The sequence below is a fragment of the Marinomonas ushuaiensis DSM 15871 genome (assembly GCF_000521805.1).
Classification (GTDB): domain Bacteria; phylum Pseudomonadota; class Gammaproteobacteria; order Pseudomonadales; family Marinomonadaceae; genus Marinomonas; species Marinomonas ushuaiensis.
Genome location: NZ_JAMB01000012.1, coordinates 1 through 26,089 on the forward strand (window position 1 = coordinate 1; position 26,089 = coordinate 26,089).

Here is a 26,089-nt window from a genome sequence, read left to right on the forward strand (position 1 = left end):
CTCAACGCGTCAGCGCAAATGCCAACAAAGACGCTCCTTTTTAAAAAAAAGCCTGTAAGGCCCTAGCTAATGGTAGGTCGGATGAGATGAGGTACGAAGCGTGATTCGACGATAAAAGTGATGCGACACAATAAATTACGTGCTATCCAAAACCACAACAAGAGCTGTTTGATCACGGTCGTGCCTTCCTCATCAAATCTACAAGACCCAATGAGACCCTATCGAAATTATTAGATAAGCAAAGCGTGAATCGGCTTTCAATCGTTCTGATTAATGGTTTTGTTTGGGCAAATTTTCAAGCAAACACATAGTCCTGGGTGAGTATTTATTAGGTCTAAGTCACCATTATGTAGCGAAGCAATTGCATGAACCAAGGTGAGGCCAAGTCCATGACCAAATATCTCTGTTTTGCTTGCAAGTCGCTTAAACCTTTGGGTAACAAATAGCTTACTTTCTTCTGGAATGCCTTTCCCTTGATCCGCAATTTTTATTAACGTTGCACTTTGCGTTGACTCTATGCCGAGGGTGATAGTTCTACTCTCTGGAGCATACTTGATAGCGTTGTCTAATAAGTTAGCAATGGCTTGGAATATAAGGATTCTATCCGCATAGAATGACAGCTTTCTATTTACCTCAAGTTTGATTTCAATACCCTTGCTTTCGGCTAATGGCTGATAATACTCGTAGGCTTCATACAAAATCTCATAGGCGTTAATTTTGTCTTTTTGGAGGCTGACCCGTTCTGTTTCTACTTCGGATAAACGCATAATGGAACGAAATAGCATTTGAATCTGTTCTGACTCCTTGATGGCTAGCTCTAGCTCTATAAGTTCTTCATTCTCTACGCGTTCTGAAATATTAATTAACCTATGCTGTAGACGGGTTAGGGGGGTTCTTAGTTCGTGAGCAACATGGCTTGTAATGCTACGAACTTCTTCCATAAGCTTTTCTGTTCGTGCCAATACTTGATTGATTTCTTTACTAAGCTGACCAAATTCATCTCCATTATTTTTGTAACTGACTCTTACTTTGTGTTTTCCATTCGTATATTTCTCTAAGGTTTCAATAATATGATTAACTCGATATAAGTTATGTAAACTAAAAGGCAGGCTAATCAATAGTATAGATAATTGTATGGCGAGTAACCCAGCGCCAGTCATAAGCGGGATGATGCGTGTTTGAAGAATCATTGGACGAATGTTATAGGCATTGAAATACAAGCTGCCATTGGCTAGAGGTATCAATAGCCCAAGCAGTTCTATATTGTCATTTTTAAGCGTTATGATGCTAGGGGGATTTGTTCTTTTTGAGTTGAGAGTAGCAAGGTGTTCATCTGTAAGATTATTTTTATTTCCATATAGAAGTTTCCCCGAAGCGTTAAGCAGAAAGGTAAAGTGGTCTTTTCTGTTATCTGCAGATGCATCGCTATCTAGCTTGCTGATAAGTGCTTCATTATTGTTCAGTAACCTGATTAACTCTTGATCTTCAAGGTTTTCGAATATCATGCTTCGGACATGACTTTTCATAATATTGTCTAGAATATAGTCACAAACCACAATGGATGCTGAAGAAATAAGTAAGCTGATGAAAGCCACTATTGCTGCTTGTCGAAAGCTGCTGCTACGAAGTAATGATTTAATGAGCACAGTCTTATCCTATGGCGTAACCAACTGAGCGAATGGTTCTTATGATTGGTTTTTTAGAATCTCCGTCTAGTTTCTGTCTTAATTTTGAAAGGTGAACATCTAGCACATTAGTTTGTGGATCAAAGTGATACCCCCAAGCCTTTTCTAACAACATACTTCGTGTCACCGTTTGTCCAGGGTGTTCAGCAAGTACGTAGAGTAGTTTAAATTCTTTATTGGTTAAATCTATGCGTAGACCTGATCGTGTGACTTCATGAAGCTCAAGATCAATCATTATGTCTTTAATTTTAATTAGGTTACTGGAAGTAGTAACTTTTTTGGTTCGGAAATAGAGACGCTCTAACCGCAAAAGCAGCTCAGTAAAATCAAAAGGCTTGCCTAGATAGTCATCCGCTCCTGCTTTAAGTCCTTCTATTCGGTCAGATATTTGATCATTTGCCGATAAAATAAGGATAGGAGGATGGGGTGTGGAATCAAGCATGCCTAACAGTTGAATCCCATCAATTATAGGTATGATTCGATCCAATAAAATAACATCGAATACTTCTTCTTTTATCAGTTTTAATGCGTCTTTTCCATTGTCTACTAGTTTGCATGAGTGGCCCGACTTATGTAATTTGCTACTTATCCAATGGCTTACAGAGGCATCATCTTCAACAATAAGAACACGCATATTTACTACCTTTTATAACGAAAATGGTAATGATTGGTTGCAATGAGAGGCAGTATAATACATGCTAATGATAACTATTAACATCAAAAAATTATCATTTTCTTTCATGCATTATTCGATTTCAATACTTTTGACTAAGCTACGGGATAGTGATTTTTACTTGATGGTTACGCTTATTAATTTTGTTTGAAATACGCATTTATAAGTCATAAATGCGACTTGATAGTCTATTTTTACCTTGTTTCAGTTTTGTCCGTACACACACCTAAAGACTTCTAATATTCTTTCTACAGAAAAATGATGCGATCTTATTTAGTTTAATAATGAGCCATCCTATCAGCTAGGTCACAAAGAGCTAGTATCTATTTATTAAGCATTCTTAATGCTTTGATTATTGACTTGTTAATGATAATCAATATTATTGGTGTGTATAATGGTGTTCGTAGGAAGCATCGATAGTTGCTGTTTTGAAATCGATTTTTATAAGAGAACGGAATGAATGATTATTTGAGTCAATTTTATAAAAAAAAAGGCAAATTTTTATATTGAAATAGTTTTTATATTACCCGTTATTATTTTTGTTTCGATGATGTTTTTTGAATTGATAAGAATTTTTCTTGTTGTTTCGATTGTTGGCAGCGATTTAAAAGAAACCATGAAAGATTTTAATTACAATGAAGAAAATTACACCATGTCAGATGAAATATTATAAGATTTAGTTGGTGATGGAATAATTAAGAGATCACATTCTATTGTTTCTTTAGAAAATATACTTATCGATATTAAAAGTTTGTCAAAATTGAATATTATTTATAATAACAAAATAAAATACGATATGTATCTAATGGAAATTATTAATATGAATGTGTTATTAAACGATAAATTCATTACACCGTTGCCCGCAATTTTTGGATTATGATGTTCTTTTCAGTACGAATATAGAGAAGTGCTTGGAGGTGTAATCGGGAGTGATGAATTATGAAAATGACAGTTAAAAATTTAATATGATGATGACTAAAAGTAAGCAGTTTCTTTATCAAGTGATCGCTGTTTTTAGCTTGATCATGGCATTTGTTGGTGTTTTGGTCCCGGGCATTCCTGCAACAGAATTTGTATTGCTTTGCGCTTGGTCGTCATCAAAAGGTTCACCAAGAATTTATCGTTTTTTACATCAAAATAAATTTACAGGTCCTGCTATTTATAATTGGAATAATGGAAGAGTTATTTCTAAAAATAGTAAGATTATGTCATCGATAAGTATGTTTTTTTGTGCATTTATATTGATTTATAACGAAGTTAATTCTTATATTTTGTTTTTCTCTTTATCTGGAATGTTAGTAGGGTTTATTTGGATTTGGTCTCGACCCATTGTTGTAAAAAGAAACTAGATAACATTGGTTTCGTTAATATAAATATCGACGATATTTATATATAAAATATTTTTTAGTGAGGTTCAGTATGTCAACAATAGAAAAAGATCAAAAAATAGAAGGTTTATCAAAACGTTTAAAGTATTCAACACGAGTTAATCATGACGGAGTTGATAAAATGGTTATGGCGTCTGAACCGTTTTTAAATAATGAAAATTATACAAAATTCCTGCGTTTGCAGCATATTTTTCATTTGTCTGTGGCTCCACTTTATCAACGTAAAGAGCTTCAAGCGTTTTTTCCGGGTCTGGATGAGCTACCTAGATTGTCCGCAGTCGAGTCTGACTTGAAAGACTTAGGATTAGATACAAATATGGATGAAGCTTTGTTAGCTAAACTGACGGACCTTTATCAGGCTATTGGTTGGTTATATTGCAGTGAAGGTTCAAACATCGGCGCGGCATTTCTCTATAAAGAAACTCAAAAATTGAACTTCGATGCAGAGAACGGCGCGAGGCACCTTGCTGCTCATCCTGAAGGACGGGCGCCTCATTGGCGTAAATTTGTAGCTCAATTAGATGCGTTATCACTCACTGAAGAACAAGAAGCGCGTGCGGTACAAGGTGCGATAGATGCCTTTGCTTTTTACAAAAAAACATTGGCTCAGCTCGCGGCTTAATAACGTAGAGGCTTTCTCTCGTTACTTCGTGCAAAAGCCCCAGATTGGCGGCAGGCAGCTGGGATAATTAGTGATAAGTATCAATAACATTGATTAACAACTAACCGTCATTTCTTATGACTTTTTATAAACTTGGGATTCTCATGATTAAGCTTCGATTAACTTTCTTCACTCTTATCGTTTTTTTCGTAAATACAGTTGCTTTTTCGGCGCAACCTGAACGAATTGCGGTTGCCGGAGGGTCGATTACAGAAATAATATTCAAACTTGGTGAGCAAGATAGAATTGTTGGTGTCGACAGCACAAGTACTTTTCCAGAAGAAGCTAAAAACTTCCCCATACTTGGTTATGTTCGTAACATTTCTGCAGAGGGCGTTTTATCTCTTAAACCAGACTTATTACTTGGTGAAGACGATACTGGGCCAACAAAAACACTCAAACAAGTAGAAAGTGTTGGTGTGAAAACCGTCATCATCCATGAAGACAACAGTCTTCCTGCATTAAAAAACAAAATCACCAAAATAGCCCAATTACTTAATGTCGAAGAAAAAGGCGAAGCACTTTTAGATGAAATTCAGATAGATATAGACGCTCTCGCTTACGCCAACAAACAACTTTCAGCCTCTGATACAAAATCACCTCGTGTATTATTTCTACTGACAATTGGCAACGGAACACCTATTGCGGCTGGCGGTGAAACGTCCGCTAACACTGTAATCAAAGACGCTCGTGGGATAAACGTACTAGCCGACTATAAAGGTTGGAAAAAGCTTTCCCCTGAGTCAGCTTTAGACCTAAATCCTGATGTCATTATCGTAATGAATCGAGGAGGTAATGTGTTCGAACAGGTCAGCGAGCTTTCTCACTTTAAATACACGACAGCCGTTAAAAATAAAGCCATCCATACTATAGATGGGAACTATTTACTTGGCTTTGGCCCTCGTACACCGCAGGCTATTGTTGAGCTAGGCACCATGATTTACAAAGACTTCCCATTACCTGAAGGTTATACATTTCGCTATCCACATGATGTCTCTTCTATTTCGGGACACTGATCTATGTTAGATACACTTACAATTAATAAACAACGAGGGGCGCGTCAATTATTGGCCGTTCCTATTACCTTAGCCTTACTTGTTTTCTCCGCTATTTTTGCCATGGCGATAGGGGCTGTTTCCTTATCGGGAAGTGACATTTTATCTTATGTTTCACATGGCTTTTCTCCAGCACAAGATTCACTGTCTGCTCGTGTTCTTTTTGAAATTCGTTTACCTAGAACCGTTTTATCCCTTGCGGTAGGGGCGGCATTAGGTCTTAGCGGTGCGGCAATGCAAGCACTTTTCAGAAATCCTTTAGCCGACCCTGGGCTTATTGGCGTGGCTGGCGGCGGTGCATTAGGCGCGGTTATAGTCATCGTACTTGGGCATTCACTGTTTCCTATTATGATGGCCACTGTTGGCGTGTATGCCTTACCAATAGGCGCCATGATTGGCTGCTTAGGTGTTTGCGCCATAATATATAAATTAAGCAACAGACAAGGTCAGTTCACAATAATCACTTTGTTATTAGCTGGTATTGCAGTGAATGCGATAGTTGGTTCTATGATTGGCATTTTAACCTTGATCAGTACGGACAGTGAATTAAGAGAGCTTACCTTCTGGACGATGGGGAATTTAGGCGGTAACGGATGGTCATTAACGCTTCCTGTTTTAGTCTTAATTTTCATTAGTCTTATTGGCCTTAGCCGGCTTGCCAAGCCCTTAAACCTATACCTACTTGGTGAAGCACAAGCTCAACACCTTGGTGTTTCTGTTTCACGATTAAAAAAACAAGTCTTCGTGTATACCGCTATGGCGGTTGGTGCAGCTGTTTCAATTAGTGGCATGATTGGTTTTGTTGGTTTTGTCGTACCGCATTTTGTAAGGATTTTAATTGGCCCTGACCATCGATTTCTTTTCCCTGTCAGTATGCTTCTTGGTGCGAGTTTTTTAACCATAACCGATATCATTGCACGGGTTGCGATTATCCCAGCAGAGCTCCCTATTGGCTTGGTAACCAGTGCGTTAGGTGGGCCTTTCTTTTTATTCGTTTTATATAAGCAAACCAATCGGCACTAATATTTTGAATCTGTTTTTAACAAAGTATTAGCAAGAACAGTCGTCGTGCAAAGGTCTCATTTTAGATTCACAGGAAAAGTATCATGAGTATTAACATCCAGTCCTTATCTATTTCTATTGGTGAAAAAACCTTACTCGACACCATCGATTTAACCATAAACCCCAATGAACTAACGGTTCTTATTGGCCCTAATGGCGCGGGTAAATCCAGCTTATTAAAAGCATGCTCTGGTGACATACACCCAGACACGGGTGAAATATTCATTAACCAAAACCCCATTCAATCTTATAGTCCAATCAATTTAGCGAAAACGCGAGCGGTTATGACTCAATCCTATGAAATGGGATTCGGTTTCACCGTAATGGAAATTGTTTCCATGGGCTGCTTTATCTATGAAGAACAAGTGTCTAAATGTCAGAGACAAAAAATTATTAAAGACGTCATGAATTTTATGGAAATTAGTCATCTTGCAGAACGTAATTTTATGACATTGTCAGGTGGCGAACAGCAACGTACGCAACTGGCTAGAGTATTGGCACAATTATGGCAACCTTATGAACAAGAAGAAGCCCGCTACCTTTTTCTTGATGAACCAACATCTAGTCTCGATGTGTTTCATCAGTATCATGTATTGTCATTAGCAAAAGAACTGACCAAACGTAATATTGGAGTACTCGCCGTTGTCCACGACCTATCATTAGCCGCCAGCTTTGCCGACCAATTAGTGCTACTCAATAACGGTGAAATTGTTACCAAAGGCGAGTCAGAAAATGTCTTGCAGCGATCCTACCTTGAAAAGGTGTACGGAATAAAAGCAGAATATTTCCATCAGTCAAAAGAAGTAAAACCGTCTATTTTGTTAGATAGAAATCAATGAAAAACCAAGGCCTACGATTTGGTGTAAGTCGTGATTTATGCCACACAGATTCAGATCAGTTTTGCAGCTGTGTATTCTCTCGTTCGTTACTGTTCAACAAAATACATCATAGGTACGGGGTTGGAAGTGTTTTTTTTTTATATGATCATGAAATTAACTGCGTACCTCATCTCTAAAAAACATTCATACTAGGCTTTCAATTAAACAGTCGAGAAAGCATATAGCAAACTAATATAAGCATCATTGTATAAGGTATTAGCTCTTAATTGACTAAGCAGGCTAGACGTTTTAAGGTCGCGCTGTTGTTTATGAAAGGCTGAGACCTAGACGACTTATTCGTGCCCTCTCTAGGGAAAGGGAATCACAGCTATATGGCATAAGCGCTTATAATTCCAGGATTTTTGATGATACAAATAAAAAATGTGAATAAGGTCTTTTATCAAGGTGGTCGTACGATCAAGGCGCTTGATGATATTAATCTTAGTATTTCTGAAGGCGCTATTTATGGCGTTATTGGGTCATCAGGTGCGGGTAAAAGTACACTGATTCGTTGCGTTAATTTATTAGAGCGCCCAACAGGCGGCAGCGTTTTTGTTGATGGTGTTGATCTGAATACGCTTTCTAATAACGAGTTAACGTTAACTCGTCGAAAAATCGGGATGATTTTCCAGCATTTCAATCTGCTGTCATCTCGTAATGCGTTTGATAACGTGGGGTTACCGCTTGAATTAGCAGGCATCAATAAACAGGCGATCAAAGCGAAAGTAGACAGCTTATTAAAGTTGGTTGGGTTAGAAGATAAAAAAGACAGTTACCCAGCGAATTTGAGTGGTGGCCAAAAGCAGCGAGTTGCGATTGCTCGAGCCTTGGCGTCTGATCCTAAAGTCTTGTTGTGTGATGAAGCGACGAGTGCGCTAGACCCAGCAACAACACAATCTATTCTTGAATTGTTACGCAAGATAAACAAAGAATTCAATATTACGATTCTGCTTATAACGCATGAAATGGCAGTAGTGAAAAGCATTTGTACTGATGTCGCTATTATTGGTGATGGTAAATTGGTTGAACAGGGCGCTGTAGGCGATATTTTTGCTCATCCTAAAACAGAACTTGCCCGTCAGTTTATTCGTTCAACATTGGATCTTTCTATACCTGCAGATTATTTGGCACGCTTATCCACGTCTAAAGGTGCAAGCCGTCACCCACTGGTGCGTTTAGAGTTTACTGGTGCGTCGGTCGATGCGCCTATTATTAGTCAGGTAGCGAGAGAGTGTAATCTGGACATTAGTATTCTTAGTTCAAACATGGATTATGTCGGTGGTATTAAATTTGGCTTGATGTTAGCAGAGTTTTTTGGCACATCAGAAGCCACTGAGCAAGCGATCACTTTCCTTAAAAAGAATAAAATTGAAGTAGAGGTTTTAGGTTATGTCGCTTGATATGGTGTTTGACTGGTGGGTGAATAATGACCGTCTTATTGACCTATTAATTTCAGCATTAGGACAAACCATATTAATGGTCTTGATTGCTGGTTTGGTCGGCTTTATTTTCGGTATTCCTTTAGGCGTATTGCTTCATTTAACGAAGAAATCAGGTTTATTGGATAATAAAATTCTGAATAAAGTACTGGGCACCGTTGTTAATATTGGTCGCTCAATACCGTTTATTATTTTACTCGTGGCGATTATTCCTTTTACACGTTTTGTTGTGGGCAGCTCCATCGGAACTGCGGCAGCCATAGTGCCTCTTGCTATTGCTGCGATTCCGTTTATTGCTCGCCTCATTGAAGGAGCATTGTTAGAAGTGCCCTCAGGTTTGGTCGAAGCTGCTCAAGCAATGGGAGCTAAACCGAAGCAAATCATACTGAAAGTACTTCTTCCCGAAGCTTTGCCAGGCATTATTAATGCAGTGACGATTACCTTGGTAACCTTGGTTGGTTATTCCGCGATGGCCGGTACGGTCGGTGGTGGTGGTCTTGGTGATGTAGGGATTCGTTATGGTTATCAGCGCTTCGATGCTGCCGTTATGATGATGACCATTGTTATCCTTGTTTTACTTGTACAAATAATTCAATCACTTGGTGATTACTTGGTAAAACGAGTCGATCATCGTTAACAGATTAATTCCATTTTTTAAATCAGGGATGGTCCTTGATAAAGGAGAAATACCATGAATTTTAATATTAAGAGCCTTGTCTCTGTTACTGGGCTTGCTCTAACCGTGCTGTTGGCGGGTTGTAATGATAAAGAAGCCGCGGCGGATACGAATAAAATCACAGTTGGTGTTATTGCTGGCGCTGAAGAGCAGGTTGCAGAAGTAGCCGTTAGAGTGGCAAAAGAAAAATATAACTTAGACGTTAAACTTGTTGTTTTTTCTGATTACATCACACCGAATGCGGCTTTGGAAGAAGGTTCTATTGATGTTAATGCATTTCAACATAAGCCTTATCTTGATCAACAAATGAAAGATAGAGGCTATGAATTTGCGATTGCAGGCAATTCTTTTGTTTATCCAATTGCAGGTTACTCGAATACAATCAAATCCCTTGATAAGCTAAAAGAAGGCGATCAACTCGCGGTTCCAAATGATCCAACAAACTTAGCTCGTTCTTTAATATTGCTTGAAAAACAGAACCTTATTACCTTAAAAGAAGGGGTTGGTTTGAAAGCAACAGTACTTGATATTATCAGTAGTCCTAAAAATCTAAAAATTATTGAGTTAGAAGCGGCGCAGCTTCCTCGATCTTTGGGCGATGTGGCTCTTGCTATTATCAACACAACGTACGCTAGCAGTATTGATCTTTCACCAGAAAAAGACGGTATCTTTGTTGAAGATAAAGATTCTCCTTATGTAAACCTGATTGTTGCTCGTAAAGACAATGTTGATGCGGAAAATGTAAAGAATTTCGTTAAAGCGTATCAGTCTGAAGAAGTGTACAAGGCAGCTATGAAAGAATTTAAAGACGGTGTTGTAAAAGGCTGGTAATCAAATTGCTTTTTCAAATTTTTTTAAAGGGAATAACGATGTTTAACACGAAAATTACCAAGCTACTTTGTATTGTGCCATTAATTTTTGGTCTAGCTGCTTGTGGTAAAGAAGAAGCGAAAGCTATCAAGGTGGGTGCAACAGTTGGCCCGCATGCCGAAGTGGTTGAAGCTGTTGCGGCGGAAGCGAAAAAACAAGGTCTGGACGTTGAGGTAGTCATTTTTTCTGACTACATCACACCAAATGCGGCATTGGCCGATGGTAGCTTAGACCTTAACAGCTACCAGCATCAGCCATTTTTGGATAACTTTAATAGTAACAGTGATCAAAAGCTGGTTTCTGTTGGTCGTTCGATCTTGATGCGCATGGGGATTTATTCTTCCAAATATAAATCTATCGCAGAGTTACCTGAAAAATCACGCATATCTATTCCGAATGACCCTACGAATGGCAGCCGTGCGCTGATTTTATTGGCCGATGCTAACTTGATCTCTTTAAAAGCAGATGCAGGGGTAAAAACAACGATTTATGATATTGCTGAAAATCCAAAGCAATTTGAGTTTGTTGAAGTTGAAGCTGCGCAATTACCACGTACTTTAGACGATGTTGATGCATCTGTGATTACGATGAACTACGTTATGTCTGCGGGTTTAAATCCTGCCGAACAAGGTATCTATCTTGAGTCTAAAGACGCTGATTTTGCAGTGATGAAAATAGCGGCTCGTGAGCAAGATAAAGACAACGAAACCTATAAAAAGCTCGTAGAGATCTTTCAATCACAAGCGATTCGAGACTTTATTGATACTAAGTATAAAGGCACAATCGAAGCCGCTTTTTAATACTTAATATAGATCGCGATGGGCTCCATGCTTTTGTCGGCCTAAAGGCACGACCTACGATTTGGTGTAGGTCGTGATTTATCGCGACAGGTGACTTTTCTTTGTAGGCCTAAAGGCACGACCTACGATTTGTTGGCGTTTTATTGGGTTTTGTAGGCTTTCTGTAGCTTGGTATTTATGCCAATACAGATTCTGCTAGGGCTTTCCACTGTGTATTTTCTAATTCCCCTTCTGTTCGCTGTCCAAAGAATTGAGCAATTTGATCGCTGTTTTTATCGTACAGTTCTAATGAGGTGATGTTGCCATCGGTGGTGGGTTTTCTGACTACCCAAGCACTTGCCACGCCGGACATTAATAAATGCAGGTTAAATTCCGGGTCTAATACATTAAGCCAATCGCCCATGGTGACAATTTTATTCACTACACCTGTGTGTATTTGTATGCCGCCGTTGTTCCCCACAAAACACATAATAGGTATGGCACCTTGGGACGCCTTGTTTAATACGTCTTCTAATTTAGAAGGCGTAAAAGGTTCTGCGTATTTTTTCCCAACCAATTTAAAGGCTTGTTCTCGCGTGACATTATGGTGTTTGAGTAACCCCATAAATTGATGAACATTTGTTATGTTTGACCAATCTTCTATCAATGCTTTCTGGTCTACCTTGTCGGTATTGGTTGAAGCTGGTTTTTCTTCTACGGCAGAAAAAACCAAAGGTGATGTTTGGTCGGTTTCTGTGTGTAAATCCAACAAAGCCTCATAAGCTTGAACGTCACTGTCTGGCTGTAAAAATATTTTTTGAATCGCCACGCCTTGGCCATCAAAGAATTGTAGGCTATAGCGGTCACCTGAATTGGTTGATTCTTTTATGGCAAACACATGCTTCCATCGGCTCAAGAATAATCTAAGATCAATTTTCCTATCATCCGCAATGATTAAGCCCATAGCGCCATTTATCTTAATGTTTTGATAAATGCCTTTGCGTTCATGTACCGCATTATCGTTACGCATTAATGTCATTACGTAACCTAAGGTAGGCAAAGCTTCGATGATCTCTTTCACCTCGTTTTTTAACCGAATACTTTGCACGCCTGCTTGAGCATCAAGTAGTGCGGCTTCACTTATGTTTAAGACTTCTGCAATATCACGTCGTCTGGCCTTTGGGTTCTCTGCTACATATTGTTGGTACTTTTGAGCCAGTTCCGTTTCTACATCTGAACGATCAAATTTGCTCTGTAAGGGCATATATTTCTCCATTATGTTTAACACTATTTATTTGAATTTAATCCGCGTAGTTGTTTAAGGTATTTAGAGTGTTCTCGACTGTTGTTCATAGCGCCATACAGCCCGATGAGGTTTTACGGTGATGGATTTTTCGGAGGCCTAGCAACGGTCAATAATAACTATCATGTACTGAATGACTAACAAAAATATCAACCTTCAAAAAAGATGCAGGGTTGATTTGAAATGTTTATGTAAATTAGAAAGTTAGTGTGGCATCAATCCCTACATTACGACCCACTCTGGTATAGCGACTAAGATTTGTGCTGCTATTAGTTATGTCTCTGACATCGTTCCAAGTTGTGTATTCTTCATCTGTCAAATTGAATACACCTGCATTAATGGTCAAATTGTTGGTTGGTTTATAATAGGCTGTAACATCTACTAGGTGATAGCTTGATGTAGCAAGCCACTGGTTACTGTCAGTTATAGTTTCTTCTTTTTTACTGGATGCCCAAGTGACATTTGACTGCCCACCCCATTTACCAGATGGCGCATCATATCCCAAGCCTATAACTGCGGTGAGAGGAGAGATGCTGTCAAGTGGTTCATTATTACCTAGGTCATCGCCTTCGGCATAGGCAAGCGCGCCGTTTAATTGCCAGCCATCCCCCATAGAAGGAAAGGTTTTCGAAAGATCTAGCCTTCCTTTTATTTCAGCACCTTTAATGACAACTTGATCTAGGTTTACATTAGTATATTCACCCCATGGAAATGTTGATGTGCCCAAGTTCACATCCGTAATGAAGTTCTTGTAATCATTGTAAAAAGCAGTTAATTCCACTTCCCCATACATATTATGAGCATGAATACCGGCTTCGATAAAAAGGCTTTCTTCGGGCTCTAAGTCAGGATTAGGTGTAACTTGGTAGAATCCAGATGAGTTGGCGTAGTAATAATATAGCTCGTCTAAATTAGGTGCTCTAAAGCCTGAGCCAGCTTTACCAAAAATCGTATAATTTTCATTTAGTTCATACTCTGTCGCTAACTGAGCTGTTATGGCTTCATTTGAACTGTCACCCCATGAATCAATATATTCATCACCTGTTGTTGTATATTTATAGCTGTCTAAACGGATAGCGGGTACCAAAGTAAGCTTGTCGGTGGCTGCCCAGTTATCTTCTAAATACAAACCGATAATATTTGCATCAGCGACCGGTGAAAAACGAGATTTTGTCGTGGTGCTGCCTTCGATGTTTATATTTAAGTTTTCTAGTGACTTTCTGTCGTAATTCATTCCATAGCGAAGCTGGTGAGCATTAACTTGTTTAACAGCATCTGCTTTAAAACTAATTGCTTCTTCTTCATAGAAACGATCATCTGTTCTATCTGTGCTAGATTGATAGGTTATGTTATTCGTTTTGGTATCTTGGTAATCGAGTTGCCATTTTAGACGATCATATAGTGCATTCGAGTTTGTATTTTCATGAAAAAAACCGACACGACTGCGTGTGATTTCATCATCTGAGCTATGCTGATTCGTGCTATTACTTTCCGAAAATAACGTCGATTCAGATGTACTTTCATAGTATTCCCCAACTAAACCAACACGATTATAGCTGTTGAGTTGTTGTTGTACTTTAAACAGGAAATTATCAGAGCCTGTATCGGCTGGATCAACTGAAGATCTTGTATCGCCTACGGTTTGGTCTGACCCCGCATCCCCGTCGTAATTTTCGGTTTCATGGCCGTCTCTGTTTGTGTATACAAAAAGTGACTCTGTTTCACCTGTACGGTTGGCTATTGTTAGAGTTTGATTGAACTCATCAGAAGCACTTGTATATCCAGCTTTAAGAGAGGCACTTGTATCATTACCTTCTGGCGCTAAAAAGCTACTAGGTTCTTTTGTTTGATATTTTACTACACCACCTAAAGCACCACTTCCTTCTAGAACATCTCCTCCTTTGATAATTTCTACGGACTCTAGGGAATCCATATCAACAGTATTACGCCCTGCTCTTATATAGGTTGATGTGGGACCATAAGAATCAGCTTGGGTAACGCCATCAACACTAATTTTAACGCGATTACCGTCTAGTCCTCGGATATTGATACTGCTAATACCAAAGCGTGAGTCCTGACTAGCTTCTACGCCTGGCTCATAACGAACCAAGTCATCCAAATTACGAGTAAGTGACTGTTCAATGTCATCATTATCAATAGTCGATACCGAACTACCAACAATAGTGGGATCATCTGTCAAAGCCCTTGCCTCAATTTTAACTGTATCTAATTGATATTCAGAAATGTTTATATCGGCAGAGTAAGCAGAATTAGCGATCATAATAGATAGAGCGATTAGCGATAATGGGATAGGGGCAGTGATTTTTTTCATAAAACTCTCTTCATTTTATATAAATTAATTTTGATATCTTATATTGGAATCGATAATCATTATCATAAAAAGATCATTTATTTGCAAATGGTTTTCATTACCATTTGTTCTGTGTTGATTTCAGGGCTAATGATCGAGAAAGTAATATGATCTGCCGTTTGGATTTATATAATTAAGTTAATGACTATATTCAACCAAGATTGAGAGGCTGTTATGTTGTATTAGAAATGCGATTAAATGAATCTGATGCGAGCTCACATAATGAAATGTTTCTTTTGGTTATTCAGAATAATTTAGTGTCGATCTAAAGGGGCGCCCTACGGTTGGATTGCGTTTCATTCGGTCTTGTAGGTTTGATGAGGGAGGCTCGACCGTGATTAAACGGTTCGTTTCTAGGTTTTTTGTGGTGCTTTTTGATGGTGTGGATGTACGAAAGACAAAGGCCTTATTATAGTAAAGCGGCCTCATTGGTGAGGCCGCTTGCAGTGATGTTCTATCTTTAAATGAAGGGGTTAATCTTCCATTTGGGCATTGTCGACAATATGGTTATCACCAATATCTTTTGGCAAGATAAGGTTTAAGGTGATGGCGACGATTCCGCATAAGCTGATGCCTTGTAAGCTAAATTCACCAATACCAAATGCCATACCGCCAATGCCGAATACCAGTGTCACGCCAACTATAATAAGGTTGCGTGATTTATGTAGATCGACTTGGCTTTTAATCAGGGTATTTAAACCGACAGCCGCGATGGAGCCAAATAATAGAATCATTATGCCTCCCATAACTGGCAGAGGAATAGTTTGTAATACGGCGCCAAGCTTTCCTACCCAAGCAAGAATGATGGCTGCAATGGCGGCCCATGTCATGATGATTGGGTTAAACGCTTTTGTTAGCATAACGGCACCAGTTACTTCACTGTAGGTTGTGTTTGGTGGCGCGCCAACCATAGTCGCGGCAATGGTTGCAATTCCGTCACCGGCAATCGTGCGGTGTAGCCCTGGTTTTTTAAGGTAGTTTTTCCCTGTTACATTGGAGATGGATAAAATGTCGCCAACGTGTTCAACGGCGGGTGCGATGGCAACAGGGAGCATGAATAGAATGGCGTTTATGTTGAATTCTGGCGCGGTAAAATTGGGTATGGCAAACCATGCTGCATTATGTACCGAGTCAAAGCTAACAATTCCGCAGAATAGGCTTAATACATACCCCACTGCAATGCCGCCGAAAACGGGTAATAATTTAAATAACCCTTTGGCATAAACGCTAATAAGAACAGTCGTTAATAATGAGGCAATGGCGATCCAAATGGCAATGTCGGCATTGATGATTTGTATTGAACCATCACCGCTTTTACCTAATGCCATATTTACTGCAACAGGTGCTAAGCCGAGACCAATAACCATGATGATTGGTCCAATAACGACTGGAGGCAATAGTGTGTGAATGAATCCAGCCCCTCTTATACGAATCAGCGCACCTATAAATACATAAACAACACCGGCCGCCATTAGGCCACCCATAGTCGCTGGAATGCCCCATGTTTGTACGCCATACATAATGGGAGCAATGAAGGCGAACGATGATGCAAGGAATATTGGAACGGAGCGGCGGGTAGTAAATTGAAATAAAAGTGTTCCGATACCAGCGCCAAAAAGAGCAACATTTGGATCAAGGCCTGTTAATAAAGGTACTAGAACCAAAGCACCAAATGCAACGAAAAGCATTTGGAGCCCTAGGAGGGGATTTTTCATAGCGAGTGTCCTTATTGTGGGGTAGTTGGTGAGATTCTATAGTCAATAAAGAGTCGGCACTAGGCTTCTTGATTGCTAATTGCTGATTTTCCAGCGACTCATTAAGTCGAAGCGTCAGTTTTTTTGAAATATTTAAGGAGAATGTATTAAATATTTACTTAATCTGCACACTTGGGTGTGGGGGAATTCGCTAACATAGCTTGTAACTTTTAGCGGATAGAGTCATAAATATGTCTAATTACCCTGTTATTGCTGGTCGTGTGAACGATCTGCAGCGTTTTGCGGGCCGATCACTGTTTGCGGTTGGTGTGTTGTTTAGCATGACTGCCTGCGCAACGACATCATCTACTGCATCGCAGTCCACTGCATCATCACCATCTGCGGCACAGCCAGCGGAAGGTGAGTCGTTCAGTTATGCTTGGTTGAAAGGCTATGCTCGTCAGTTAGCGACGCAACTTTATAACAGTCATGAAGGCGAGTTGCCAGATGATTTGAAGCGTCTTGATTGGGATGATTATCAAGAAATTCAGTTCGATAAAGAGTCGTCTTTATGGGCTCAGGATGATTCAGATTTTAGGGCGGGCATGTTTCATTTAGGGTTGGGCTTTGATACGCCTGTTCATATGAATGAGCTTGAAGGTGGAAAATCGACGCCAATTCCTTATTCGGTGGATGCGTTTGATTATGGTAAGTCGCAAGTGGATGGCAACGCGCTTTCGAAAGATCTTGGTTTTGCTGGTTTTAGAATGCAGTTTGGAACGGATTGGCAGCGTGATGTGGTGGCGTTTTTAGGTGCGAGTTATTTCCGTGCAGTAGGCAGTGAGATGCAATATGGTTTGTCTGCCCGTGGTTTGGCTGTTGATACGGCGATGCCGCATCCTGAAGAGTTTCCTATTTTTACGGATTTTTGGTTTGAAAAGCCTGAACCTGGGTCAGACAAGGTGACTGTTTATGCTTTGATGGATTCTCCTAGTGTGTCAGGCGCGTATCGCTTTGATATGTCACCGGGCGAACCTTTTAAAATGAAAGTGGATTCGGCTATTTACCCTCGTGAGGCCATTGAACGTTTGGGGGTGGCGCCAATGACCAGTATGTTTATGATCGGCGAAAATGATCGTCGAACGAATTATGACTGGCGCGCTGAAATTCATGATTCAGATGGTTTGGCGATGCAAACCGGAAATGGAGAGTGGATTTGGAGACCTTTGAGCAACCCAGAGCAGTTACAGTTTAATTCTTATAGCGATGAAAGTCCGAAAGGGTTTGGTCTGTTGCAACGAGATCGTAATTTCGATCATTACCAAGATGATGGCGTGTTTTATGAAAAACGCCCGAGTTTGTGGATCGAGCCGGTAGGAGATTGGGGGAAGGGTTCAGTACAGTTAGTGGAAATTCCAACGCTGGATGAAACTTTTGATAATATAGTCGCGTTTTGGAACCCTGCGGCACCTATTGAAGCCGGGCAAGAGTTGCTTTACAGCTACAACATGTACTGGGGAAGTCAGCCTCCTGTGCGGTCTAATCGAGCTCGTGTGGTTGATACCTTTACGGGGATTGGTGGTGTGATCGGTAAAAAACGTAATTATTACAGTAAGCGTTTCGTGGTCGATTTTGCTGGTGGTTCTTTGGAAATGTTAGGCAATGATACTAAGGTGAAGGCAGTAATCACTTCGTCGGAAGGCCGTACCGAGATTGAGTCAGCTCGTCCTTTGCATTCCATCGATGGCTATCGTGCCATGTTTGATTTAGTGCCGCCGGAAGGCAAATCTAAGCCAATTAATTTGCGTGTGTATTTAGAGGTAAATGGTCAGCCATTAACAGAAACTTGGTTGTATCAGTGGATGCCGCCAGAGGAAGAAGACCGAGAGTTGCATAATGCTGGTCATTTGAAATAAACGATTACAGTTTTAATACTCAGAAAAGCGCTCGATACAAGTGATCGAGCGCTTTTTTTTCTTGTTAAGAAAGGGGCTAATTACGAATTCTGCTGTGGAGCAAAGCCCGGTAGTCATGACTGCTTTGTTTGTTAAGATTTACAAGCAGTTCAGTGAAGGCATGCGGTGCTATTTCCCAGCCGATATCAGAATATTCTAAAGTTTCACTGTTTTTAACGTCTTTAAACAGTTCGTCTGCATCGTAGGCGTTGTGGTTTCAGGTGTAGAAATTCATGCCAAGAAAATCAATTTTCAGTGAAATGATGTCCATATTTCCTGGTAATACAGCTGGCAGATATTTTGGTACTACTCGTTTTAATATTTGCGGGTATTGACCTTTTAGCAATGACTCAATAAAAACTGATTGTCTAATGTTTTACGCATTAAGAAAGTAGATTGGTCTTCTGACTTATTGCTTGCCGCGTAAGATTTGTTCATGTTTAACACAATGCCTACTGGTGTTTTAGAGGCGTTTTTACGAATAGTCGGTAATGCTAATCCATGTGCGAGTAATATGTGGTGAGCAGCTTGTCTGCCATATTGCGGTTTCTTCAACCCTGGCGCGTGAATGCCTAATTCATAACTTACTATGACTGCGAAAAAAGGTTCGTTAAATGAAGCCAAGCTATCGACAATCGATAGGCATCTACACCTAGATTTCTGATGAGTGCTATATCTTGTTCCCACAAATGGTAGTGGTCGCAAGCCACTTCGCCGTTGTCTTGGTTTTTTACTTTACCTAGTACCGCACAAAACGTATCGCAAATAGACGGAAGGCGGCAGTCGCGACATCGAAAATAAAATCTGACGTTAGCTTTTTTTGAGTTAGATAGGTAAATAGTGCATTGCTGTAATTTTCCGCCCTTGTAAGGAGTAGGAGTAGAAGCGGCTCTTAAGTTCTTCAGAGAGCAGGTCTGGCGATATGACAGAGAAATGATTTTCGCTGTAGAAGGGCACAAGATGGGTGAGTGCAAAACAATAACTTGGTAATTGGTTAAGTGCTGGCTGAATGTCATTGATTAGATGGCTGCCGAGACCTATGTTTCGATACGTTGGGTCTGTCACCATGGCGGTGAGAAGTTGCTCATTACCTATTTTTTTCAATCGTACAGCGCAGATGACTTTTCCATTATGGCGTATCGCCCAGATTGGGTCGGCTTTATTGGGTTTACCGCTTGGGTAATGCTCTTGATAAAACTTCTTAACAAGAGGAAACCAAAGAGAAGGAACCAGTTCTGCATTAGGATAAGGTGGCTTCATTGTCTATTGCTTGTTGTCTACTTTTTATTGTTTATAGTGATTGGGTGTTCGATGATAGCATAGTGATATTTTAGACCGAATAAATTAGTAATGGAGGGTGTTTGTCGTGCAGCAAATAATACTATTTTTATGCCTATGCATTTTGGCTCTGCCAGCGTTTGCTAATGAAAAGCAGGCAGAGTTTGTTTTCGAGCAAGATGAAATGTTCCCTCATTATATGGCGAGAGCTGAAAAGTATTTGTACGAAAAAAAGTTATGGATTAATGAGGTAAATAAGAATCGAGAGCTCAATGCGGTTATGCCTTTTGAGTTGCTTCCTGACGCTGACGTCTGTAAAGAGGGTAAGCGTGTAGGGGTACTGCTCTCTCATGGTTTATCAGATTCGCCTTTTTCAATGAGAGACCCAGCACGCGCACTTCAAGCGGCTTGTTATCATGTGCGGGTTATCTTGTTGCCGGGCCATGGCACAAGAATGGAAGATTTATTAAGTGTGTCTAGAGATGATTGGCGTGATTCATTTCGAAATGCAGCAGACCAATTTAGTAAAGAGGTCGATGTGCTTTATGTAGGTGGTTTTTCTACAGGAGGTACATTGGCGGCAGAATACGCTTGGAACAATGCTTCAGCGGTGGCTGGCGCCATTCTATTTTCGCCTTCCTTTAAAATTAACAGCGGTATTGATTGGCTTTCGCCTTGGTTGGCGCTTGTAAAAGATTGGCTGGATTTTTATGTGTCAGATGATTTTGCTAAATATGCGTCTATTCCTGTTCCTGCTATTGCTGAGGTGTATAAATTATCAAAGGAAGTGCGTGGTTTAATTTTGGATGACCCTAAAAAACTGCCTGTTTATATTGCTATGTCACAAGATGATCAAACCGTAGATTCGTCGGTTACTGAAGAGGTGTTTGACGGAGGTATGATTGGTTCAAACAGTAGAATGACGGTTTATAGTAAAGAGCAGGAAAGTGGAAGCCGAGAGCGAGTTAAGGTTTATAATACCGATTGGCCTCAATTTAGAATATTAGGCCTGTCTCATATGTCTGTTCATGGTAGCCCTGCTAACCCCTATTATGGTGAAGCGGGTGAGTATCGTATTTGTGCTTGGCACCTAGCGGATGAGCCTTTGTATCAGACTTGTTTTACCGACATGGATAATTGGTTTGGTGAGCGTTCTGATGGTTTGCTAGAAAAAAGCCCCCATGCGGCCAGAATATCTTGGAACCCAGACTTCGATTTGCTCATGCAAGATATCGTTTCTTTTATGCGTGTTAATAAGTAACAGATAAATGGTTATTGGAGAGCCTTAATGCATACGGTTTTAGCTTTGCTTACTGATAATAAGTTTCACTCAGGTGAAGAATTAGGTGTTGCGCTCGGTGTGACTCGTGCTGCGGTGTGGAAGAAACTGAAAAAACTTGAGGCCATCGGTGTGACCGTGCATTCAGTGAAAGGTCGTGGCTATCGTTTGCCTTCTGTTATTGAGCTTTTGTCTGAGAGTTCTTTGCGAGACTGTGGTTTGCCCGATACTGTCAATGTTGAGCTGGCTTTTGAAACCGAATCTACAAACCAAGATGCCAAGCGTTATATTAATGAAGGGAAGCCTTTGCCTGCGCTGATCTCTGTTGAGCGTCAGACTAAAGGTAAAGGTCGTCGCGGTCGTCATTGGGAGTCTGGTGTCGCGAAAAATCTGACGCTGTCTTTTGCTTGGCGGTTTGAAAATGGCCCAAGTGTTGTTGAGGGGTTGAGTCTGGCGGCGGGTGTTGCTGTTGCGCGAGTGCTCAAAAAAATGGGTATCCCTAATCCTGGGTTGAAGTGGCCAAACGATATTCAGGTGGATGGTCAAAAAATTTGTGGCATTTTGTTAGAAATGGTGGCCGATCAAGATGTGTGCGATGTGATTATTGGTATTGGCTTGAATATCGAGATGGATGAAGCCTTTATGGTGAGTGTTGATCAGCCGTGGACGGATCTTGTTTCTAGGGTCGAGCCTCGCCCAAGTCGAAATACTATTTTGGCCGAATTGACTAAAGAGTTGGTTGGGGTGTGTGAGTTGTTTGAAGGTGGTCATGGAATGAAGCATTTTCAGCATCATTGGCAAGCTTATGATGTGCTATTTAATCAATTCGTTACGGTGAGCTCTGTTGCTCAGCAGCGCCAAGGTATTGCGAGAGGGATTGATAGCAAGGGGGCTTTGTTAATAGAGGAAAATGGTGAGCTGATCGCTTTGCATGGGGGCGAGATTAGTGTTCGCAAAGGATAGGGTTTTAGTTGTTGACGCTGGTAATACAAGTATCAAGTTTACGGCGTTTGAAAATGATCAAATCCTGTGGACTAGACGTGACGAAAGCGACCTGGCTGTTATCGGTTTTATTCCGGATGCGGTTTATTTGGCCAGTGTGCTCTCTAGTGAAGAAAGTGCCTTGTTGTATGCAGATATCCAGTCGCAGTTTCCTAAAAGTCGATGTTTTGCATTGAGTAGTCAATCTTCTGCTTGTGGTGTTAATAATGCCTATGTTGAGCCTAGTAGGTTGGGTGTTGATCGTTGGCTTGGAGTGGTTGCTGCGCATCACATTATGACGTGTGATGCCGTTGTTGTGGATGCAGGTACTGCAATTAAAGTAGATGTGGTTGATAAAGACGGTGCTCACTTGGGTGGGTATATTGCTCCAGGTTTGGTTATGATGGAGGGTGCGTTGTTATCAAAGACGGCACGAGTTCGATATGACGCTAATGAGGTCGTTGCAGGGCAGGGGTTACCTAACTCAACAGCTAGAGCTGTGTCTGAAGGTTGTTTAGAAATGACGCTGGGTTTTTTAGAGCGTATTCACCGACGTTATCCTGATTGTCGATGGGTTGCTACTGGGGGTGACGCGCAGGTGTTGTTGGATTTGCTCGGTATACCAATAGAATGTCAGCCAAACCTTGTTGCATTGGGCGCAAAGTTGGTTGGTGACGAACAAAGAAGAGGCAATAAATGAAGTGGTTGTTCCTTTTTGTGGTGTTATTGAACGCAGCTTTTCTTAGTTGGCATAGTTTTATTCAAGATAAGCCAAAGGCGGTTGAGGAATCTATATATGGCCCGCCGACTAGTGAAAGAATATATCTGCTATCAGAGGCGCCTGTAGTTACGCAGCAGGATTACGTGGCCGATTCGGCATCTAATGACGGTTTAGAAAAGGCGCTTAGTAGTGCTATTGATCAAACGGTTATTGATACGCCTGATTTGTTTTGCCCTCGCTTGGAGGTTGAGCGTGAAGATGATAAAAAACAGATTGCACAGGCTTTAAAAGATTTTGATTGGGGATATCAAGTAAAAGAAGTGATAGGTAAAAGAGCAAGGTTTTGGCTTTATATCGCGGCACCTGAAACATCAGAGATTGCTGGCCGAATCGTGAAAGAATTGGCTGCGAAGTCAATTGACAGTTTTGTTATCAATCGTGGCGAAATGAAAAACCGAATTTCGCTAGGTTTGTATTCGTCAACGGACAGGGCTGAGCAGGCAAAACTACGAATTCAAAAACTGTCAGGTTATAGTGTTGATGTATATGAACATATGCGAAATGTTCCGCTTCAGCAGATTGACATAGAGCAGCCTGTAGATGAAAAAGACTGGGAGCAATTTCTCTCACGCCTTGATCTTGCCAAGATGATGATAAAATTAGAAAAAAATCCCTGCTAGTGCTTGCAATTAAGAAGACGATTCATATAATGGCTCCCACCTTTTGGGGTGTTGCGTTGCAGCGTTGAGTACGTGGAGGGGTTCCCGAGTGGCCAAAGGGAGCAGATTGTAAATCTGCCACGAAAGTTTCGGTGGTTCGAATCCACCTCCCTCCACCATTTGCGGGTATAGTTCAGTGGTAGAACGTCAGCCTTCCAAGCTGAATATGCGGGTTCGATTCCCGCTACCCGCTCCAATGCTCATGTAGCTCAGTTGGTAGAGCACACCCTTGGTAAGGGTGAGGTCGGCAGTTCAAATCTGCTCATGAGCTCCAGCTTATCCAAGCAAAAGATAGGTGGTTTTAGCCACCTTTTTTATTGTCTGTTTTTTGGGCAGGTACCCTTGCTAATTTTAGCTTGTTTAGGTATCATCCTCCGCCCATACGAATGTAGGCCAATAGTTCAATTGGTAGAGCACTGGTTTCCAAAACCAGCTGTTGGGGGTTCGAGTCCCTCTTGGCCTGCCATTTTTCGTATCCTATTTTTTAGTTAGGGATCACCTGAAGTATGAGTTCTAATGCTGAAGCTCAAGCATCTCGCGGAGATGCGTTTAAGTGGGCTATTGTTATTTTATTGGTTGCGTTAGGCGTAATTGGTAATAACTATTATTCTGCTGAGTCACTATTGTATCGCTTAATTGCTATCTTGGTGTTAGCTGGTGTTGCTGGTTTTGTTGCGTTGCAAACTGTGAAGGGTAAGGCTTTTTTTACTTTGGCAAAAGAAGCTAAAACGGAAATTCGCAGAGTTGTATGGCCAACTAGACAGGAAACCATGCAAACAACTTTGATTGTATTGGCGGTTGTTGTTTTTATGTCTCTCGTACTGTGGGGAGTGGATTCGTTCCTTGGTTGGGTCGTTTCCTCGGTAATTAGTTAGGAGTTGCTCGTGACCAAACGATGGTATGTAGTACAGGCGTACTCAGGGTACGAAAAGCACGTAATGCGTTCGCTTATTGAGCGAGTGCAGGTTATGGGGCAAGAAGAAAATTTTGGCGATATCTTGGTTCCAACCGAAGAAGTGGTTGAAATTCGAGATGGCAAAAAGCGCAAGAGCGAAAGAAAATTCTATCCGGGCTATGTATTAGTCGAAATGGAGATGAATGACGCTTCTTGGCACTTGGTTAAGGCGACGTCTCGTGTGTTAGGTTTTATTGGTGGTACGAAAGATAAGCCATCACCAATAACAACACGTGAAGCGGATGCTATTTTACAGCGTGTTAGTGATGGTGTTGATAAGCCTCGTCCTAAGACCTTGTTTGAAGTGGGTGAGGTTGTTCGTGTTAACGAAGGTCCATTCGCTGATTTCAACGGCGTTGTTGAAGAAGTTGATTATGATAAAAGCCGAATCAAAGTGGCGGTGCTTATTTTTGGGCGCTCGACACCGGTTGATTTGGAATTTAGTCAGGTTGAAAAGGCCTGATTTTGTTGAACGGGTAGCCTTCGGGCGTTGACCCAATTGGAGTTGTAAAATGGCTAAGAAAGTCCAAGCTTATATCAAGCTACAAGTTAAAGCGGGTCAAGCGAACCCAAGTCCACCAGTTGGTCCAGCACTTGGTCAACATGGTGTGAACATCATGGAATTCTGTAAAGCGTTTAATGCCAAAACACAAGGTGTTGAGCCAGGTCTTCCTACGCCAGTTATTATTACTGTATACAGTGATCGTAGTTTTACCTTCGAAACTAAATCCACTCCTGCTGCTGTTCTTCTTAAAAGAGCTGCTGGCTTGAAAAGTGGCTCTCCACGTCCAAACACTCAGAAAGTTGGTACGGTTACTCGTGCTCAGTTAGAAGAGATTGTTGTCGCTAAGCAGGCTGATTTGACTGCTTCAGATATGGATGCGGCAGTACGTACTATCGCTGGTAGTGCGCGCTCTATGGGTCTAGATGTTGAGGGTGTAAACTAATGGCTAAATTAACTAAACGCGCTCGTTTGATCGCAGAAAAAGTAGATGCGGCTAAACTGTACTCTGTAGATGAAGCTATGGCTCTTTTGTCTGAGTTCTCTACTGTTAAGTTTAAAGAATCTATCGATGTATCTGTTAACTTAGGTGTTGACCCTCGTAAGTCTGATCAGGCTGTACGTGGTTCTACAGTTTTACCTAATGGTGCTGGTAAAGATGTTCGTGTTGCTGTGTTTGCGCAAGGTGCAAATGCTGAAGCTGCGAAAGAAGCTGGTGCAGATGTTGTTGGTTTTGAAGATTTAGCTGAGCAAGTTAAAGCTGGCAATCTTGATTTTGACGTTGTGATTGCATCTCCAGATGCGATGCGTATCGTTGGTCAGCTTGGTCAGATTTTAGGCCCACGTGGTCTAATGCCTAACCCTAAAGTTGGCACTGTAACGCCTGATGTTGCTACTGCAGTTAAAAATGCAAAAGCAGGTCAAGCTCGTTACCGTACAGATAAAAATGGTATTATTCATGCTGCAATCGGTTCTGTTGAATTTGCGGCTGAGTCTATCAAAGGCAACCTTGAAGCGCTTTTAGCTGACTTGCGTCGTGCTAAGCCAGCATCTTCAAAAGGTGTCTACATGAAAAAAGTGACTATGTCCTCTACAATGGGTCCTGGTCTACAAATTGATTTAAGTACACTTGCTTCGGTTAAGTAGTATTTAAATCATGCGCTTT

At 40.9% G+C, this 26,089-nt stretch carries 26 protein-coding genes and 4 tRNA genes; 22 read left to right on the forward strand and 8 right to left on the reverse strand.

Annotated features, from left to right (window positions below):
- Nucleotides 1-257: 257 nt before the first annotated feature.
- Nucleotides 258-1,646 (reverse strand): sensor histidine kinase, encoded by a 1,389-nt coding sequence (locus MUS1_RS12400; protein WP_036163066.1) that lies wholly within the window; start codon nucleotides 1,644-1,646, stop codon nucleotides 258-260.
- A gap of 4 nt (nucleotides 1,647-1,650) precedes the next feature.
- Nucleotides 1,651-2,319, reverse strand: coding sequence for a response regulator transcription factor (locus MUS1_RS12405; protein ID WP_036163069.1), 669 nt, complete (start codon nucleotides 2,317-2,319; stop codon nucleotides 1,651-1,653).
- Nucleotides 2,320-3,323: 1,004 nt separating this feature from the next.
- On the opposite strand from MUS1_RS12405, the gene MUS1_RS12410 reads away from it, so the two are divergent.
- The 9 genes from MUS1_RS12410 to MUS1_RS12450 all read left to right on the forward strand — a co-directional run bounded on the left by MUS1_RS12410 (nucleotide 3,324) and on the right by MUS1_RS12450 (nucleotide 11,187).
- Nucleotides 3,324-3,707, forward strand: a complete 384-nt coding sequence (locus MUS1_RS12410) for a YbaN family protein (protein ID WP_245595808.1) — start codon at nucleotides 3,324-3,326, stop codon at nucleotides 3,705-3,707.
- Between the two features lie 70 nt (nucleotides 3,708-3,777).
- Entirely contained in the window at nucleotides 3,778-4,368 is a 591-nt protein-coding gene (locus MUS1_RS12415) for a biliverdin-producing heme oxygenase (RefSeq protein WP_051436248.1), read from the forward strand.
- A 143-nt stretch (nucleotides 4,369-4,511) separates the two neighbouring features.
- Nucleotides 4,512-5,423, forward strand: coding sequence for a heme/hemin ABC transporter substrate-binding protein (locus MUS1_RS12420; protein ID WP_036163071.1), 912 nt, complete (start codon nucleotides 4,512-4,514; stop codon nucleotides 5,421-5,423).
- A gap of 3 nt (nucleotides 5,424-5,426) precedes the next feature.
- The gene (locus MUS1_RS12425) at nucleotides 5,427-6,485 is read left to right on the forward strand and encodes a FecCD family ABC transporter permease (protein WP_051436249.1); all 1,059 of its coding nucleotides are present in this window, start codon (nucleotides 5,427-5,429) and stop codon (nucleotides 6,483-6,485) included.
- 83 nt (nucleotides 6,486-6,568) lie between these two features.
- Entirely contained in the window at nucleotides 6,569-7,363 is a 795-nt protein-coding gene (locus MUS1_RS12430; protein ID WP_036163073.1) for a heme ABC transporter ATP-binding protein, read from the forward strand.
- A gap of 404 nt (nucleotides 7,364-7,767) precedes the next feature.
- Complete coding sequence (gene metN / locus MUS1_RS12435) at nucleotides 7,768-8,802, forward strand: methionine ABC transporter ATP-binding protein MetN (RefSeq protein WP_036163075.1); 1,035 nt, start codon at nucleotides 7,768-7,770, stop codon at nucleotides 8,800-8,802.
- Nucleotides 8,792-9,478 carry a methionine ABC transporter permease gene (locus tag MUS1_RS12440; RefSeq protein WP_036163076.1) on the forward strand — a complete coding sequence of 229 codons (687 nt, stop codon included), beginning with the start codon at nucleotides 8,792-8,794 and terminating at the stop codon, nucleotides 9,476-9,478. Before metN ends, MUS1_RS12440 begins: the two co-directional genes overlap by 11 nt.
- Nucleotides 9,479-9,532: 54 nt before the next feature.
- The gene (locus MUS1_RS12445; RefSeq protein WP_036163077.1) at nucleotides 9,533-10,348 is read left to right on the forward strand and encodes a MetQ/NlpA family lipoprotein; all 816 of its coding nucleotides are present in this window, start codon (nucleotides 9,533-9,535) and stop codon (nucleotides 10,346-10,348) included.
- A 38-nt stretch (nucleotides 10,349-10,386) separates the two neighbouring features.
- Nucleotides 10,387-11,187 carry a MetQ/NlpA family ABC transporter substrate-binding protein gene (locus tag MUS1_RS12450; RefSeq protein ID WP_036163078.1) on the forward strand — a complete coding sequence of 267 codons (801 nt, stop codon included), beginning with the start codon at nucleotides 10,387-10,389 and terminating at the stop codon, nucleotides 11,185-11,187.
- Nucleotides 11,188-11,362: 175 nt separating this feature from the next.
- Here MUS1_RS12450 and MUS1_RS12455 read toward each other — a convergent pair whose 3' ends face one another.
- The 3 genes from MUS1_RS12455 to MUS1_RS12465 form a co-directional block, all read right to left on the reverse strand.
- Nucleotides 11,363-12,430: a hemin-degrading factor gene (locus MUS1_RS12455; protein WP_051436250.1), complete on the reverse strand. Its 1,068-nt coding sequence runs from the start codon at nucleotides 12,428-12,430 to the stop codon at nucleotides 11,363-11,365.
- 235 nt (nucleotides 12,431-12,665) lie between these two features.
- Complete coding sequence (locus MUS1_RS12460; RefSeq protein WP_036163082.1) at nucleotides 12,666-14,801, reverse strand: TonB-dependent hemoglobin/transferrin/lactoferrin family receptor; 2,136 nt, start codon at nucleotides 14,799-14,801, stop codon at nucleotides 12,666-12,668.
- Nucleotides 14,802-15,313: 512 nt separating this feature from the next.
- The gene (locus MUS1_RS12465; RefSeq protein WP_036163083.1) at nucleotides 15,314-16,555 is read right to left on the reverse strand and encodes a uracil-xanthine permease family protein; all 1,242 of its coding nucleotides are present in this window, start codon (nucleotides 16,553-16,555) and stop codon (nucleotides 15,314-15,316) included.
- A gap of 230 nt (nucleotides 16,556-16,785) precedes the next feature.
- Here MUS1_RS12465 and MUS1_RS12470 point away from each other — a divergent pair, with 230 nt between their 5' ends.
- Nucleotides 16,786-18,450 (forward strand): OpgD/OpgG family glucan biosynthesis protein, encoded by a 1,665-nt coding sequence (locus tag MUS1_RS12470; RefSeq protein ID WP_036163085.1) that lies wholly within the window; start codon nucleotides 16,786-16,788, stop codon nucleotides 18,448-18,450.
- A 378-nt stretch (nucleotides 18,451-18,828) separates the two neighbouring features.
- Here MUS1_RS12470 and MUS1_RS16435 read toward each other — a convergent pair whose 3' ends face one another.
- Genes MUS1_RS16435 through MUS1_RS12480 form a run of 3 tightly spaced genes read right to left on the reverse strand, consistent with a single transcriptional unit; the run spans nucleotide 18,829 to nucleotide 19,749 of the window.
- Nucleotides 18,829-19,113, reverse strand: a complete 285-nt coding sequence (locus MUS1_RS16435) for a family 1 glycosylhydrolase (protein ID WP_051436251.1) — start codon at nucleotides 19,111-19,113, stop codon at nucleotides 18,829-18,831.
- Complete coding sequence (locus MUS1_RS16270; RefSeq protein WP_245595811.1) at nucleotides 19,077-19,427, reverse strand: family 1 glycosylhydrolase; 351 nt, start codon at nucleotides 19,425-19,427, stop codon at nucleotides 19,077-19,079. The genes MUS1_RS16435 and MUS1_RS16270 overlap by 37 nt, the downstream gene beginning before the upstream one ends.
- Nucleotides 19,315-19,749, reverse strand: a complete 435-nt coding sequence (locus tag MUS1_RS12480; protein ID WP_036163087.1) for a GNAT family N-acetyltransferase — start codon at nucleotides 19,747-19,749, stop codon at nucleotides 19,315-19,317. The genes MUS1_RS16270 and MUS1_RS12480 overlap by 113 nt, the downstream gene beginning before the upstream one ends.
- A gap of 106 nt (nucleotides 19,750-19,855) precedes the next feature.
- Between MUS1_RS12480 and MUS1_RS12485 the strand changes: the two genes are divergently transcribed.
- The 12 genes from MUS1_RS12485 to rplA all read left to right on the forward strand — a co-directional run bounded on the left by MUS1_RS12485 (nucleotide 19,856) and on the right by rplA (nucleotide 26,070).
- Entirely contained in the window at nucleotides 19,856-21,028 is a 1,173-nt protein-coding gene (locus tag MUS1_RS12485; RefSeq protein ID WP_036163088.1) for an alpha/beta hydrolase, read from the forward strand.
- Nucleotides 21,029-21,055: 27 nt separating this feature from the next.
- Complete coding sequence (locus tag MUS1_RS12490) at nucleotides 21,056-22,009, forward strand: biotin--[acetyl-CoA-carboxylase] ligase (protein WP_036163090.1); 954 nt, start codon at nucleotides 21,056-21,058, stop codon at nucleotides 22,007-22,009.
- Nucleotides 21,993-22,727: a type III pantothenate kinase gene (locus MUS1_RS12495; protein WP_156924894.1), complete on the forward strand. Its 735-nt coding sequence runs from the start codon at nucleotides 21,993-21,995 to the stop codon at nucleotides 22,725-22,727. The genes MUS1_RS12490 and MUS1_RS12495 overlap by 17 nt, the downstream gene beginning before the upstream one ends.
- Nucleotides 22,724-23,428: an SPOR domain-containing protein gene (locus MUS1_RS12500; protein WP_036163094.1), complete on the forward strand. Its 705-nt coding sequence runs from the start codon at nucleotides 22,724-22,726 to the stop codon at nucleotides 23,426-23,428. Before MUS1_RS12495 ends, MUS1_RS12500 begins: the two co-directional genes overlap by 4 nt.
- A 74-nt stretch (nucleotides 23,429-23,502) precedes the next feature.
- Nucleotides 23,503-23,586, forward strand: a tRNA-Tyr gene (locus MUS1_RS12505).
- A gap of 3 nt (nucleotides 23,587-23,589) precedes the next feature.
- A tRNA-Gly gene (locus MUS1_RS12510) sits at nucleotides 23,590-23,663 on the forward strand.
- A 2-nt stretch (nucleotides 23,664-23,665) separates the two neighbouring features.
- A tRNA-Thr gene (locus MUS1_RS12515) sits at nucleotides 23,666-23,741 on the forward strand.
- Nucleotides 23,742-23,857: 116 nt separating this feature from the next.
- Nucleotides 23,858-23,933: transfer RNA gene (locus tag MUS1_RS12520), tRNA-Trp, on the forward strand.
- Nucleotides 23,934-23,973: 40 nt separating this feature from the next.
- Nucleotides 23,974-24,342: a preprotein translocase subunit SecE gene (gene secE / locus MUS1_RS12525; RefSeq protein WP_036163096.1), complete on the forward strand. Its 369-nt coding sequence runs from the start codon at nucleotides 23,974-23,976 to the stop codon at nucleotides 24,340-24,342.
- A 9-nt stretch (nucleotides 24,343-24,351) separates the two neighbouring features.
- Complete coding sequence (gene nusG, locus MUS1_RS12530; protein WP_036163098.1) at nucleotides 24,352-24,885, forward strand: transcription termination/antitermination protein NusG; 534 nt, start codon at nucleotides 24,352-24,354, stop codon at nucleotides 24,883-24,885.
- Between the two features lie 49 nt (nucleotides 24,886-24,934).
- Entirely contained in the window at nucleotides 24,935-25,369 is a 435-nt protein-coding gene (rplK, locus tag MUS1_RS12535; RefSeq protein ID WP_036163101.1) for a 50S ribosomal protein L11, read from the forward strand.
- Nucleotides 25,369-26,070 carry a 50S ribosomal protein L1 gene (gene rplA, locus MUS1_RS12540; RefSeq protein ID WP_036163104.1) on the forward strand — a complete coding sequence of 234 codons (702 nt, stop codon included), beginning with the start codon at nucleotides 25,369-25,371 and terminating at the stop codon, nucleotides 26,068-26,070. The genes rplK and rplA overlap by 1 nt, the downstream gene beginning before the upstream one ends.
- Nucleotides 26,071-26,089 lie beyond the last annotated feature (19 nt).